The organism is Pseudomonas sp. GP01-A4, assembly GCF_058780865.1.
This window is the reverse complement of the sequence record NZ_JBYSWF010000072.1, coordinates 1-14,884: the sequence shown is the minus strand read 5'-3', so window position 1 is coordinate 14,884 and position 14,884 is coordinate 1. Positions and strand designations below refer to the sequence as shown.

At 62.7% G+C, this 14,884-nt stretch carries 10 protein-coding genes and 1 riboswitch; of the genes, 8 read left to right on the top strand and 2 right to left on the bottom strand.

Annotation, left to right across the window (positions count from 1 at the left end):
- Positions 1-8: 8 nt before the first annotated feature.
- On the bottom strand, positions 9-1,943 hold the full coding sequence (locus tag AC3WKX_RS28945; RefSeq protein WP_102605748.1) for a TonB-dependent receptor plug domain-containing protein: 1,935 nt from the start codon (positions 1,941-1,943) through the stop codon (positions 9-11).
- A 94-nt stretch (positions 1,944-2,037) separates the two neighbouring features.
- A riboswitch (cobalamin riboswitch) is annotated at positions 2,038-2,245 on the bottom strand.
- A gap of 101 nt (positions 2,246-2,346) precedes the next feature.
- Here AC3WKX_RS28945 and lexA point away from each other — a divergent pair.
- The 7 genes from lexA (at position 2,347) to AC3WKX_RS28910 (ending at position 13,080) form a co-directional block, all read left to right on the top strand.
- Positions 2,347-2,964, top strand: coding sequence for a transcriptional repressor LexA (gene lexA / locus AC3WKX_RS28940; protein WP_017475310.1), 618 nt, complete (start codon positions 2,347-2,349; stop codon positions 2,962-2,964).
- Positions 2,964-3,575, top strand: a complete 612-nt coding sequence (gene imuA, locus AC3WKX_RS28935) for a translesion DNA synthesis-associated protein ImuA (RefSeq protein WP_087694708.1) — start codon at positions 2,964-2,966, stop codon at positions 3,573-3,575. The genes lexA and imuA overlap by 1 nt, the downstream gene beginning before the upstream one ends.
- 7 nt (positions 3,576-3,582) lie before the next feature.
- Positions 3,583-4,998: a Y-family DNA polymerase gene (locus AC3WKX_RS28930; RefSeq protein WP_102605747.1), complete on the top strand. Its 1,416-nt coding sequence runs from the start codon at positions 3,583-3,585 to the stop codon at positions 4,996-4,998.
- Complete coding sequence (locus tag AC3WKX_RS28925; protein WP_207241548.1) at positions 4,974-8,063, top strand: error-prone DNA polymerase; 3,090 nt, start codon at positions 4,974-4,976, stop codon at positions 8,061-8,063. Before AC3WKX_RS28930 ends, AC3WKX_RS28925 begins: the two co-directional genes overlap by 25 nt.
- Positions 8,064-8,176: 113 nt before the next feature.
- Positions 8,177-9,886, top strand: a complete 1,710-nt coding sequence (locus AC3WKX_RS28920; protein WP_102368743.1) for an ATP-binding protein — start codon at positions 8,177-8,179, stop codon at positions 9,884-9,886.
- A 165-nt stretch (positions 9,887-10,051) separates the two neighbouring features.
- Positions 10,052-12,580 carry an excinuclease ABC subunit UvrA gene (gene uvrA, locus AC3WKX_RS28915; RefSeq protein ID WP_102605745.1) on the top strand — a complete coding sequence of 843 codons (2,529 nt, stop codon included), beginning with the start codon at positions 10,052-10,054 and terminating at the stop codon, positions 12,578-12,580.
- 236 nt (positions 12,581-12,816) lie between these two features.
- On the top strand, positions 12,817-13,080 hold the full coding sequence (locus AC3WKX_RS28910) for a hypothetical protein (RefSeq protein ID WP_083853185.1): 264 nt from the start codon (positions 12,817-12,819) through the stop codon (positions 13,078-13,080).
- A gap of 68 nt (positions 13,081-13,148) precedes the next feature.
- Here the strand turns inward: AC3WKX_RS28910 and AC3WKX_RS28905 are convergent, their stop codons facing one another.
- On the bottom strand, positions 13,149-13,895 hold the full coding sequence (locus AC3WKX_RS28905) for a BPL-N domain-containing protein (RefSeq protein WP_102605744.1): 747 nt from the start codon (positions 13,893-13,895) through the stop codon (positions 13,149-13,151).
- A gap of 333 nt (positions 13,896-14,228) precedes the next feature.
- Between AC3WKX_RS28905 and AC3WKX_RS28900 the strand changes: the two genes are divergently transcribed.
- On the top strand, positions 14,229-14,825 hold the full coding sequence (locus tag AC3WKX_RS28900) for a hypothetical protein (RefSeq protein ID WP_256579830.1): 597 nt from the start codon (positions 14,229-14,231) through the stop codon (positions 14,823-14,825).
- Positions 14,826-14,884: the final 59 nt, after the last annotated feature.

Here is a 14,884-nt window from a genome sequence, read left to right as displayed (position 1 = left end):
CGTACTCATCAGAAGCGATACGTGTAGCGTACTTCGGAGGTGAACGGCCGCCCGAGGTTGTCGACGTTGCTGGCGCGGCTGGTGACGTAGTCGCGGTCGAACAGGTTCTCTACCAGCAGGCTCACGCGGTGTTGGTGGGCGTTGTCGAGGTAGCGATAGGCGTCGGCATCCACCACGGTGTAGTTGCCGTATTCGACCTTTTTCGAGCTGACGATATCGCCGATGTAACGCACGGCGGTGCCGGCGCCCCACAGGCGGTCCGCCGATTCATAGCCGACCCGCGAGCGGGCGAAGAAGCCCGGGATATCGTTGATGGTGACACCCGCACGGGACTCGGTGAGGTTGCGGGTCATGTCGGCCTGCACGCTCCATTGTTCATTGAGCTGCAGCTTGGCGTCGGCCTCGAAACCACGCATCTGGATCTGCCCCTGGCCGTTGACCCACTGGATATCGTCCAGGGTGATCAGGTCGGTGATCTTGCGTTTGAACAGCGTGACGCTGGCGCTGAAGTCCCGGGCCAGCAGGCTGCCCTTGTAGTCGACGCCCAGTTCGGCGTTGCGGCTCTTCTCCGGCTTGAGGTTGCGGTTGCCTTTTTCATCGTCTTCGTTGACGAACAGTTGCTCGGCATTCGGCAGTTTGTAGGCAGTGCCGTATTGGCCGCGCAGGGCCCAGTTGTCGTTGAGGTCGTAGAGCGAAGTGAGCATGCCGACGGTGGCGCTGTCGCCGCCGCTCATGGCTTCGTGGCGTACGCCGATGCTCGGGTGCCAGTTCGGCAACGCCTCGATAGTCGGGCGCAGTTGGGTGTACAGCGCGTGGGCCTGGGCCTTGTTGTCGTCGATGATCAATACATCGTCCTGGCCCTTGAACCACTGGTTGTCGGAACCGAATACCAGCACATGCTCACCGGGCAACACGGCCTTGCCTTCGGCCTGCACGCCCCAGTCGGTGAAGCCCCAGTAGTCGTTGTGGTTGATGGCCCGGGTGCCGCCGCCTTCGATATTGTTGATGCGGGTATAGCGCGTGTCCCAATCGTTGATATGGCCTTTGACGAAGTAGCTCAGGCGCTCGTTGAGGGTTTGCTCGAAGGTGGCCGTGGCGATTTGTTGCACGCGGTCGTTGGTGGTCTTGTGGTTGTCCACCGGGCGGGCGAAATCGAGGTTGGCGTCGGCGTATTGGTAAAACAGTTCCAGGCGCGTGTCATCGCCAAACGACTGGATCGCCTTGGTGCCGAAGGTGGTGACTTCGTAGGAGCGTTTCTTGTCGCTGACGTTTTTCATGTCGCGGTTGCGAAACGGCTGGTAGCCCTCGGAGACGTTGCGGCTGACGTAGGCCAGCAAGCCAAGATCGCCGAAACCGTTGTTGAAGATCTTCTCGACCCGGGCATCGCCGGTGGTGCCGCCGAAGGTGTCGGCACCCAGGTTCACCTCGCCGGACGCCTCGCGGGTTTGCGGGCTGCGGGTAACGATGTTGATCACCCCCGACACCGCCTGGGTGCCGAACAGCAGGCTCTGGCCACCCTTGAGCACTTCGATGCGCTCGATGGCGTTGGCGGGCAGGGTGTCCAGGTACAGGCCGCCGTACAGGCGGTTGTTCAGGCGCACGCCGTCCAGCAGGATCAGCGTGTCATCGTTGCGCCCGCCCAGCAGGGAATAGGTGCCGTAGTCGAACGGGCCGTTCTTGGGGGCCACGTACAGGCCGGGGATGAACATCTGCATCACGCGCGACACATCGGCGGCGGGGCCGGCGCGTTCGATCTGTTCGCGGGTGACGATCTCGACCTTGCTGCCGTACTGGGCCATGTCGGCCACGGTAGTGGATTCCACCGACGGTGCGGAAATGATCTGCTGCTTGAGCTCAAGGGGAGGGTCGTCGGCCAGCAGCAGGGGGCTGAACAGGAAGCCGAGCAGCAGGCTGGGCACGGAAGTAGTGTAAGGTCGAATCATAGTCTTCTCGGAAAAGTATCTTTCGCGAAAAGCACGCACGAGTAGGCACCGAGCACACGCCAATACCGGCCCATGCCCGCCCACCGCAGGATTTTGCCAAACAGAATTCCAGGCCGGTCTCCGGGCTCACGCGTATGGACACCTTCACCTTCCCATGGCGCGCAGGCCACAGTGGTGTGTCGAAGGGGTCACGCGTCTACCGTTGCGGGGGCAGCACCGGACTGGCTCGAAAAAGAGCGGCACCGGTTTCCCGTTTCACCCCAAGCACGGCGGCAGGGGGCACCTGAAACAGGCCGGCATCTGAACATTCGAAAGACCGTTCGTCAACTTGGCGGGGACTTTTCTGGTGGCTGCATGGGAAGCGACTGACGGATATTGCCAGAAAATTCCCACAGGAGTACAAATGTACTCCATGACGAATCTAACGCCCCGCCGTACCGCCATCCTGACCTTTATCCGCGACCGTATCGCGCAGCAAGGCCAGTCTCCCAGCCTCGCCGAGATCGCCGAGGCGTTCGGCTTTGCCTCCCGCAGCGTGGCGCGCAAGCATGTGCTGGCGCTGACCGAGGGCGGCTTTATCGAGGTCAACCCCAACCAGGCTCGCGGCATCCGCCTGCTCAATCAACCGGCGCGGCCGGAGCTGCTGGATATTCCGGTGCTCGGCCGGGTGGCCGCCGGTTTGCCTATTGGCGCCGATGCCGAAGTGCACAACCGTCTATTGCTCGACCCGGGCATGTTCGCGAAAACCCCGGATTACCTGCTGCGGGTGCAGGGCGATTCGATGATCGAAGACGGCATCCTCGATGGCGACCTGGTAGGCGTACGCCGCAGTGCCGAGGCCTTGAACGGGCAGATCGTGGTAGCGCGCCTGGACGGTGAAGTCACCATCAAACGTTTCGAACACGTGGGCGAGCGCGTGCGCCTGCTGCCGCGCAACCCCGCCTATCAACCCATCGTGGTGCGGCCCGATCAGGACCTGGCCATCGAAGGGGTGTTCTGCGGCCTGGTGAGGCAAGGCTGATGGGCGCCGTCGTTGCACTGGACTCGCTGTTCAATGGCGGCCGGGTCTGGAAAGGCCGGCCCGCCGCGCCGCCGGCCAGCGTCCATCCCACCGGGCTTGCGGCCCTGGATGCGGTGCTGCCCAGCGGTGGCTGGCCGGAAGCGGCGTTGAGCGAAATCCTCATGGCCAAGGAGGGCGTGGGCGAGTTGCAGTTGGTGTGGCCGACCCTGGCACGGTTGGCGGCGGCCGGTGAGCGCATCGTGCTGGTGGCGCCGCCCTACACGCCGTACCCCCACGCCTGGCAAAACGCCGGGGTGGATGTGCGCCAGCTGTCAGTGATCCAGGCCGATGAACGCGATGCCTTGTGGGCAGTGGAGCAATGCCTGCGTTCCGGCAGCTGTGGCGCGGTGCTGTGCTGGCCGCGCAAAGCCGATGACCGCGCCTTGCGCCGCTTGCAGGTGGCGGCGGAAACCGGCCAGACCCTGGCCTTCGCCTGGCGCTCCTTGAGCGAGGCCATCAACCCGTCACCGGCCGCCTTGCGCCTGGCGGTGGAGGCCAGCCCGGCGCAGGTGCGGGTGCTCAAGTGCCGGGGTGGCCTGGCCCATCCCGCGCCTATTGCGCTTGGGCACTGAGGTTGGCATGCGCTGGGTGTGTATTGTGTTCCCGCAATTGGCGCTGGACGGGGTGCTGCGTTCGCGCCCCGAACCGGACCAGCCGTTGGCCCTGCTGGCCGGCACGCCGCAGCGGCGGGTGCTGCAAACCGTCAATGACGCCGCGCGCAAACTCGGCCTGCGCCCCGGCCAATCCCTGACGGCAGCCCATGCCTTGACCAAGGCGTTTGCCTGCGCCGAATACGACCCGGCGCAGATCGAATACTGGCAACAGTTTCTCGCCGCCTGGGCCTACCGTTTCAGCTCCCAGGTCAGCGTGTTCTACCCACGGGCGTTGCTGTTCGAGATCGAGTCGAGCCTGGGCCTGTTCGGGCCGTGGCCGTTGCTCGAAGCGCGCTTGCGCAAGGAGCTGACCGAACTGGGGTTTCGTCACCGCATCGTCGCCGCGCCGAACCCGGCGGCGGCGCGGATATTGGCGAATGTCTACGACGGCCTGGCCGTGGCCGATGAGCAATACCTGCAACACGCCCTGGCACCGATCCCCATCGACCGCGCCGGCCTCGACCCGCAAGCCGCCAGCGCATTGTCGCGCATGGGCTTGCGCACCCTGGCCCAGGTGCAGGCGTTGCCTCGGCATACCCTGGCCCGGCGCTTCGACGCTGCGCTGCTCAAGCACCTAGATGCACTGTGCGGCCAACGGCCCCTGGCGCTGGCGTTCTACCAGCCGCCGGACCGGTTTGATGTGCGCATCGAGCTGAATTTTGATGTGTTGTCCCACCAGGCCTTGCTGTTTCCCTTGCGCCGTTTGACTGGCGACCTGTCGGCGTTCCTGTGTGGCCGCGACAGTGGCGTGCAGCGTTTTGACTTGCACCTGGAGCACGCGGCCGAGCCCGACAGCGTGATCAAGGTCGGCCTGCTCAGCGCCGAGCGTGACGCGGCGATGCTGTTCGAACTGGCCCGTGGGCGCCTGGAGCAAGTGCAAGTCACCTCGCCGGTGCGCGGCTTTCGCCTGGTGGCCGAGGACCTGCCGGTGTTTGTGCCCCAGCGCCAGGACCTGTTCGACGAGCGCCCGCAACAAACCCTGCCGTGGGAACAACTGCGCGAACGCCTGCGGGCGCGGCTGGGGGACGAAGCGGTGCAAGGCCTGCGCTTTCACGCCGACCACCGCCCCGAATGCGCCTGGCAAGCCGGTGCTGACACTCGCCCGTGCACCCCCTCAAATAACGTGCAACGCCCGGGCTGGTTGCTGCATGAACCGACGCCTCTGGCCGAGCAAGGTCTACACATCCTGATGGGCCCGGAACGCATCGAGTCCGGCTGGTGGGATGGCGCCGATGTGCGCCGCGATTACTACCTGGTGCGCACCCGCGCCGGCCAGCAGGGCTGGGCTTACCGCATCGTGGGCGAAAGCGGCACGCTGTGGCTGCAAGGCTGGTTTGCATGAAGTACGCGGAGCTGCACTGCCTGTCCAACTTCAGTTTCCAGCGGGGCGCCTCCAGTGCCCGCGAGCTGTTTGAACGGGCCAGGCAGCAGGGTTACGAGGCGCTGGCCATCACCGATGAATGCACCTTGTCGGGCATCGTCCGTGCCTGGCAGGCGGCCAAGGAAGTCGGGTTGCCGCTGATTATCGGCAGCGAGATGCGCCTGGAAAACGGCCCCAAGCTGGTGCTGCTGGTGGAGAACCTGGAAGGCTATCAACACCTGTGCCGGCTGATCACCATCGCCCGTCGCCGTGCGGAAAAAGGTCACTACCGGTTGCTGCAGGAAGACTTCACCGCGGTACACGGCTTGCTCGCGTTATGGATGGTCGAAGACACCGATACCCAGGCCCATATCCAATGGCTGCGCAGCACCTTCACCGATCGCCTGTGGCTGGCGGTGGAACTGCATTGCGGCCAGAACGATGCCCGTCACCTTGAGCAACGCCTGAACCTGGCCGCCAGCCTGCACCTGCCGGCGGTGGCCTGCGGCGATGTGCATATGCATGTGCGCGGTCGCCGTGCGTTGCAAGACACCATGACCGCAATCCGTCACCACGTCCCGGTGGCCGAAGCCGGCGCGCGCCTGCATCCCAATGGTGAACGGCACTTGCGCAGCCTCGATGCATTGGCCGCGCTGTACCCGGCGCACTTGCTGGAAGAGTCCCTGAACATTGCCCGGCGTTGCACCTTTGACCTCGGCCAATTGCGCTATCAATACCCCAGGGAGTTGGTACCTGAAGGCCAGGATGCAAAATCCTGGTTACGCACCTTGACCGAGCAAGGCATCGCCCAGCGTTGGCCGAAAGGGGTCGACGCCAAGACCCTCCAGCAGATCAATAACGAACTGGAACTGATCAGCGACCTCGGCTACGAAAGCTACTTCCTCACCGTACACGACATTGTGCGCTTCGCCCGCAGCCGTTCGATCCTGTGCCAGGGCCGCGGCTCGGCGGCCAACTCGGCGGTGTGTTTTGCCCTGGGCATCACCGAGATCAACCCGAGCCTGATGAACATGTTGTTCGAGCGCTTCCTGTCTCGCGAACGCAACGAGCCGCCGGACATCGACGTGGACTTCGAGCACGAACGCCGCGAAGAAGTGCTGCAATACGTCTTCCAGCGCTACGGTCGTACCCGCGCCGCGTTGACGGCGGTGGTCAGCAGCTATCACGGCGCTGGCGCGGTGCGCGACGTGGCCAAGGCCCTCGGGTTGCCGCCGGATCAGGTCAACGCCCTGGCCGACTGTTGTGGGCGCTGGAGCGACGAAGCACCGCCCCTGGAACGCCTGCGCGAAGGTGGTTTCGACCCCGACAGCCCGGTGCTGCGCCGAGTGCTGACCTTGACCCAACAACTGATCGGCTTCCCCCGGCACCTGTCCCAGCACCCCGGCGGCTTCGTGATTTCCGAACACCCGCTGGACACCCTGGTGCCGGTGGAAAATGCCGCCATGGCCGAGCGCACCATCATCCAGTGGGACAAGGACGACCTCGACGCCGTGGGCCTGCTCAAGGTGGACATCCTCGCGCTGGGCATGCTCAGTGCGATTCGCCGCTGCTTCGACCTGCTGCGCCGCCATCGCAACCGGGACCTGAGCCTGGCTTCGGTGCCCAAGGAAGATGCGGCAACCTACGCGATGATCAGCAAGGCCGACACTATCGGCGTGTTCCAGATTGAGTCGCGGGCGCAGATGTCGATGTTGCCCCGCCTGCGACCGGAAAAATTCTACGACCTGGTCATTGAGGTCGCCATCGTGCGGCCGGGGCCCATCCAGGGTGGCATGGTGCATCCGTACCTGCGGCGGCGGAACAAGGAGGAAGAAACCACCTACCCGTCGCCGGAACTCAAGTCCGTACTGGAACGCACCCTGGGCATCCCGCTGTTCCAGGAACAGGTCATGCAGATCGCTATGGTCGCCGCCGATTACACACCCGGCGAAGCCGACCAACTGCGCCGTTCCATGGCCGCCTGGAAACGCCACGGCGGCCTCGAACCCCATCAGCAACGCCTGCGCACCGGCATGCTGAAAAACGGCTACAGCGAAGCCTTCGCCGCGCAGATCTTCGAGCAGATCAAGGGCTTTGGCAGCTATGGTTTTCCCGAGTCCCACGCCGCCAGTTTCGCCTTGCTGACCTATGCCAGTTGCTGGCTTAAATGCCATGAACCGGCAGCGTTTGCCTGCGCCCTGATCAACAGCTGGCCCATGGGTTTCTACAGCCCCGACCAGATCCTGCAGGACGCCCGTCGTCATCATTTGCAGATCCGCCCGGTGGATGTGCAGGCCAGTGACTGGGATTGCAGCCTTGAGCCGATCGAAGGCCAGCAACCGGCGATTCGCATGGGCTTGCGCATGATCTCCGGGTTTCGCGAAGAGGCCGGCCGGCGTATCGAAGCGGCGCGCCAGGCCCGGGCGTTTTTTGATATTGCCGACTTGGGCGAGCGTGCCCAATTGGACACTCGCGCCCAGGAACTGCTGGCGGATGCCGGTGCCTTGCGCGGCCTGGCCGGGCATCGGCACCGGGCGCGTTGGGAGGTGGCCGGGGTGCAGAAACAACTGGGCCTGTTTGCCGGTATCGCCAGCCCGGAAGAAGCGGTGGTGGAGCTGCCGCAACCGACAGTCGGCGAAGATTTGTATGCCGACTACGCCAGCGTCGGCACCACCCTGGGCCCACACCCGTTGGCGCTGTTGCGCGATGAACTGCGCGCGCGGCGTTGCCGCAGTTCCAGGGAATTGCTGCGGGTTGAACATGGCCGCAACGTCAGCGTCGCCGGCCTGGTCACCGGTCGACAACGCCCGGGCACGGCCAGCGGCGTTACCTTCGTCACCCTGGAAGATGAGTTCGGCAATATCAATGTGGTGGTCTGGCGCGATTTGGCCGAGCGCCAACGCCAGGCGCTGGTGGGCTCGCGGTTGCTCAAGGTGGATGGCCGCTGGGAGGCGGTGGGCGAGGTTCGGCACTTGATCGCCGGGCGCTTGACCGACCTGACCCCGTTGCTGTCGGGCATCAGTGTGCGCAGCCGGGACTTTCGCTGAGTCGGCCCTTGCTCCTTCCTGCCGGCATAAGCAATATGCGATGAAACCAACCGCCACTGCCGGGCTCAAAGTTTTCATCGCCGCCCACCTTTTATCTTTTGCAGAGCCGACCGATGCAGTTTTTATCCAATACCCACGGCTGTGAGGGTTGGGCTGGGGAAATGGCCCAGAGGATTCGTGCTTTCGATTGGTCCACCACCGACCTCGGCCCGATGAGTGCCTGGCCCTCCAGCCTGACCAGCGCCGTGCAGATGATGCTGGCATCGCCCATGCCCATGGTGATGCTGTGGGGGCACGCCGGTTACATGATCTACAACGACAGCTATTCGGTGTTTGCCGGCGGTCGCCACCCTTATCTGCTGGGTGCGCCGGTGGAACTGGGCTGGCCGGAAGTCGCCGACTTCAACCGCAATGTGGTCGACACCTGCCTGGCCGGCGGCACCTTGTCCTACCGCAACCTGCCCCTGGAACTGTTGCGCGACGGCCGCCCGGAAGAAGTCTGGATGGACCTGTATTACAGCCCCGTGGCCGGTGACGACCAACGACCGGCCGGGGTCCTGGCGATTGTGGTGGAGACCACCGAACATATGATCTCCGAGCGCCTGCGCCAGGAACTCACCCACAACCTGGAGCAGCGCGTGGCCGCGGAGGTTCAGGCCCGTTCCGCTGCCGAAGAACAGTTGCGTCAATCACAGAAGCTGGAAGCCATCGGCGGCCTGACCGGCGGCGTGGCCCACGACTTCAACAACCTGCTGCAAGTGGTCGCCGGCAATCTGCACCTGCTGGCACGGCATGAGCCGGACAACCCCCAGGTGCAGCGCCGGGTCAGCGCCGCCATCGCGGCAGTGGAACGTGGGGCCAAGCTGACCTCGCAACTGCTGGCCTTCGCCCGTCGCCAGCCATTGTCACCGGCGGTGTACAACCCGCTGCGCATCTATGAAGGCCTGGGCGAGTTGCTGCAGCGGGCGCTGGGAGAAACCATCCACATTGATGTGCAACTGCCCCAGGATCCGTGGTGCATTAACGTCGACCGCAACCAACTGGAAAACGCACTGCTCAACCTGGCGATCAACGCCCGGGATGCCATGAAAGGCGAGGGCGTGATTCGGATCACCGGCGAAAACATTATCCTCAACCCTCCGGATTGCGCCGGTAAAAGCATCAACCCCGGTGAATACGTGCGCCTGGCCGTCGCCGACAGCGGCGCCGGCATGTCACCAACGATCCTGGCACGGGCCTTCGAACCGTTTTTCACCACCAAGCCGAATGGCCACGGTACCGGCCTGGGCCTGAGCATGGTGTTCGGGTTCGTGCGCCAAAGTGGCGGGCATGTTGAGGTCGAGAGCGTGGAGGGCAGCGGTACCGTGGTGCAGATGTATTTCCCGCGCAACCTGGGAGAGCCGGAAAACCACGATGCGCCCGTCGAGCTCACACAACCCACCGGCGGCCATGAGACGATCCTGGTGGTTGAGGACAACGAAGGCGTACGCGCGGCCGCGGTGGAATTGCTTGAACAATCCGGCTACACCGTGCTCACCGCCGAAGACGGCGACCGGGCCATGCTGATGCTCCAGGCCGGCCTGCAACCGGACCTGATCTTCACCGACGTGGTGATGCCGGGCCGGGTCAAAAGCACCGACCTGGCCGAGTGGGCGCGCAGGCAAGTGCCGGCGATAGCGGTGCTGTTTACCTCCGGGCATACCCGCGACATTCTTTCCAGCAACCACCTGCTGGGCAACGACATTCACCTGCTGAGCAAACCCTATGGCCCGGATGACTTGGCGCAACGGGTGCGCTCGGTACTGACCTCCCGAATGATGTGACGAGTGGAGATCCAGCCAGCAACACCAAACCACTGTGGGAGCCGGGCTTGCCCGCGATGGCGGAGTGTCAGGCACCCCATCCGGTAACTGGCACACCGTCATCGCGGGCAAGCCCGGCTCCCACAGTTGATCTTCACTGCCTTGAACACACCGATAAGGTTACCCATGACTTCCCAGCGCAACCTGCCACCAGACACCTCACTCACCTCCCAACGCCCTGGCTTCGTGCGGGTGCGGGGTGCCCGGGAACACAACCTGCGCAACGTCGACGTGGACATCCCCCGCGACGCCCTGGTGGTGTTCACCGGCGTGTCAGGCTCCGGCAAGTCCTCGCTGGCATTCTCCACCGTCTACGCCGAAGCCCAGCGCCGCTACTTCGAATCCGTGGCGCCCTACGCCCGCCGCCTGATCGACCAGGTCGGCGTACCGGACGTCGACGCCATCGAAGGCCTGCCGCCCGCCGTGGCCCTGCAACAACAGCGCGGTACACCCAGCACACGTTCATCAGTGGGCAGCGTCACCACCTTGTCCAGCCTGATCCGCATGCTCTACTCCCGCGCCGGCAGTTACCCGGCGGGGCAACCGATGCTGTACGCCGAAGACTTTTCCCCCAACCTGCCCCAGGGCGCCTGCCCGCAATGCCACGGCCTGGGCCGCGTGTACGAAGTGACCGAAGCCCTGATGGTGCCCGATCCTTCCCTCACCATCCGCCAACGCGCGGTGGCGTCCTGGCCACTGGCGTGGCAAGGCCAGAACCAGCGCGACATCCTCGTCACCCTGGGCTACGACGTCGACATCCCGTGGCGCGACCTGCCGAAAAAGCAGCGCGACTGGATCCTCTTCACCGAAGAAACCCCCACCGTCCCGGTGTACGCCGGCTTCACACCGGCCCAAACCCGCGACGCCCTCAAACGCAAACTCGAGCCCAGCTACCAGGGCACCTTCACCGGCGCCCGGCGCTACATCCTGCACACCTTCACCCACTCCCAAAGCGCCCTGATGAAAAAGCGCGTGTCGCAGTTCATGCAAGGCAGCCCGTGCCCGCTGTGTGAAGGCAAACGCCTGAACAAGGCCGCGCTGTCGGTGAAATTTGCCGGCGTAGACATTGGCGAACTGTCGCAAATGTCCCTGCTGCAACTCGCCGAGCTCCTGCGCCCGGTGGCTGAAGGGCAGGGCGATAAAAAGCTCTCCGTGGAAAAACGCCTGGCCGCCCAACGCATCGCCCAGGACCTGCTCGAACGCGTCAGCACCCTGACCGACCTCGGCCTCGGCTACCTGGCCCTTGAGCGCAGCACACCAACCCTGTCCTCCGGTGAACTGCAACGCCTGCGCCTGGCCACCCAGCTGGGCTCGCAACTGTTCGGCGTGATCTACGTACTCGACGAACCCTCCGCCGGCCTGCACCCTGCCGACGGCGAAGCCCTGTTCGCCGCCCTCGACCGCCTGAAGGCCGCCGGCAACTCGCTGTTCGTGGTGGAACACGACCTCGAAACCATGCGCCGCGCCGACTGGCTGATCGACGTCGGCCCGGCTGCCGGCGAGCACGGCGGCCAGGTCCTGTACAGCGGCCCACCCGCCGGCCTGGCGCAGGTCGAAGCCTCGCAAACCCGCGAATACCTATTCGCCGAAAAACGCCCGGTCAGCCAACCACCGCGCCAACCCACCGGCTGGCTGAGCCTGGAAGGCGTCACGCGCAACAACCTCAACGACCTCAGCGTGGACTTTCCCCTGGGCTGCTTCACCGCCGTCACCGGCATTTCCGGCTCGGGCAAATCCAGCCTCGTCAGCCAGGCGCTGTTGGAACTGGTAGGCGCAGGCCTGGGCCGCGTGGTGGAAACCGAAGACGAACCCAGCCTCGAAGACGACGCCCCGCAAACCAGCGGCGGCCGTATCAGTGGCGGGCTGGAACACATCCGCCGCCTGGTCCAGGTGGACCAGAAACCCATCGGCCGCACACCGCGCTCCAACCTCGCGACCTACACCGGCCTGTTCGACAACGTACGCAAACTATTCGCCGCCACACCCGCGGCGAAAAAGCGGAATTACGACGCCGGGCAATTCTCCTTCAACGTCGCCAAAGGCCGCTGCCCGAACTGCGAAGGCGAGGGGTTTGTCAGCGTTGAATTGCTGTTCATGCCCAGCGTGTACGCGCCATGCCCGACGTGCCACGGCGCGCGGTACAACCCGGAAACGTTAGCGATCAAGTGGGAAGGGCTGACCATCGCCCAGGTGCTGGGGCTGACGGTTGAACAGGCGGTAGAGGTATTTGCCGAAGAGCCGGGTGTGCTGCGCTCGCTGCAAGTGCTGCGGGATATTGGCTTGGGTTATTTGCGCCTTGGCCAGCCGGCGACCGAGTTGTCAGGCGGGGAGGCGCAGCGCATCAAGCTGGCGACCGAGCTGCAACGCAATGCCCGGGGCGCGACGTTGTATGTGCTGGATGAACCGACGACCGGGCTGCATCCGCGGGATGTGGATCGGTTGTTGAGCCAGTTGAATCATCTGGTGGAGGCGGGGCACACGGTGATTGTGGTAGAGCATGAAATGCGCGTGGTGGCGCAGAGTGATTGGGTGATTGATATCGGGCCGGGGGCCGGGGATCGAGGCGGGAAGGTGGTGGTGAGTGGCACGCCGCAGAAGGTGGTGAAGAGCAAGAGCAGCCGGACGGCGCCGTTTTTGGGGCGCGAGTTGGGCTGAGTTTTGCTCGACGTGCGCTAGGTTCGCCGGCAGCTTCGTGATTGCCCGAGCGTTCGGTAGGCTGCCCCGATTTTTTCTGATTTCCCCATCTTGTGAATAAATGGCCCTATGAGATACGTCGAAAATGGATCTTTTATCGATCCATTTCTCTTCTTATAGTCGACCAACGCCCCAAGCAATTAACAGCGGTCATTAGTTCTGCTGTGGGGTTAGGTTTCTCATTTGCGGAAGTTGATATGAATTATAAAAACGGCTCTATCGGTATCGGGGTGTCTGCACTTTTAGTGCTGTCAGTTCTGCGTTTATCCACTAACCAACCCCCAACCCGGGAAGAGTTTGTAAAGTATCCATCTCTCCGGCAGAAGTGGTTCACGATATGCGACGCTCGCAGCAACCTTGCCGAGCTCAATGATGAAGGCTGCAAGCATTTACGCGAATGGCAGGCGGCCACCAAATTTCCCGTACTGGACAATTTGATGAATCAAAACCTGGGTAAATAGCTGGCGGCCATATGACTTTTTCAGTTGGCTGGAGCATCCAGCTGAAATCCGGAAGTCATCATCGCCCCCTACCTGCGCCCCTCAATGCTGCGCACCAACGCCCCAAAAAGCTCACCCCGCGGCATCTTGCTCAAGGGAATATTCGCCTTCTCGAACCACTCCCGATCCGCCTCTGGGTGCGGGCCGCTCAGCACCACTACCCCGTTTTCATAGGTGTAACGCGCTGCCGCCACATCACCATTCCGGTAGGTCGCAATGGTTGAAGAAGGCGAGGTCGCGTCAGGCTTGGGGAAGTAAGGCCCATCCTGATAAAAGACGCTATCGGCTTTCCCATCCCACACAACCTGCACCGCCGCGTCCGCAATGCCCGCGACCTCAAACCCAGGCCTGCCCGCCTCTGAATCAAGGTCGTAGGGTATCAGGCCAAAGTTGCTGTCGTCGGCCAGATAAGCACCCATACAAAGCCCCAGGTAGCGCCCACCCTGGGCGACAAAGTCACGAATGGCCTGCACCCGCGCATCCCCCAAACTATCAAGCGCCGCAGGGATGTCCTGACCGCCACCCGGTTGAACGTAGAGGTCATAACGAGCGAGGCTTTGCGGCGTGATGTCGATCGATTCATCGGCACCTACAAAGTCAATCTGCGCATTCGGGCGGACGCGCAGCAGGGCTGTTTTGACATTCTCTGAACATCCCTCGCAGCCCGCCGGGCCTCGGTAGATAGCGACATGGGCGATGGGGGTTGCGGCGTGCACTGAGGAAGGAAGCAGTGTGAAAAACGCAAAAAGCGTCGCGGCGATGGCGTGCAGATTCATGGTTGTAGAGTCGTCTTAGAGCTGATTGGGTCCGATCGGACTTTGTGATTCGAAGCCTAAAGCCAATAGCCAGTTGAAGGAGTTAACATTTGTAAATCGGCTAGGAACAATCGGGGTTGATGATCGCAACGACGGTTTTCCCATTCATATTTATGGGTTTTCCTTTAGTGCATAAATATCGAAGAGAGCGTTTCTTCCATTTTCAATCCCCGGAATTTTTCAGGCTGTTTGAGTCAGCTCTCGGCCATGCGCGAATGCCATCGGCCAATATCACACACTCAAGTATCGACTATGCTTGGAGCGATTCAGCCCTGTACCTGAAGGATCTAAACAATGGGGTACCTTGTCGTTGCGCACGCGATGAATGTGAAGCCGGAGTTAGAACCACTTTCTACGTTGCCGGTGAGCATTGGTTGGTCATTGCACCAGGATGAAAACGCCACGTCGTTCTACTTAGACACGTTCAAGGCTGGCGAAGAACGGAAATGGCCCTTTACGTCTATGCCACCCATCAAGGATGTACCGCTTGAGCTTCCTCAAGAATTGGCAGCGCTATCGCGGATATACAAAGTGCTTAGGGATGCTCAGCTAGCCGACTACTTCAAGAGAGCTTTCCTGAATGTGAATTTAGCGCTGAGTAAAAGCCTTCAATTACACGTTTGCAGCTTTTGCACGGATGACGACGGGCTGGATTTTGTGTGTGTATCGTCGAATGGTGAACTGCAAAGACTGCGTTGCGTTTGCGGTGATCTGGATATCACCTACGAGCTTGGGACGGTCATGATCCAGCCGCTTCTGATAGATGGGGTTGAAGGCACCGACGCAAGTGGTCTGCATGACCCAGAGAACGGCATTCACGTCTTGAGTCGGAATATAACGCCCTCATCGTTACTGCATGCGGTGGCTTCAGCAGTGCGGATTCCACGCTGACTCGGACACCCATTCCACGCGCATCCGGACAGTGATTCCACGCTGATCCGGACACTCAT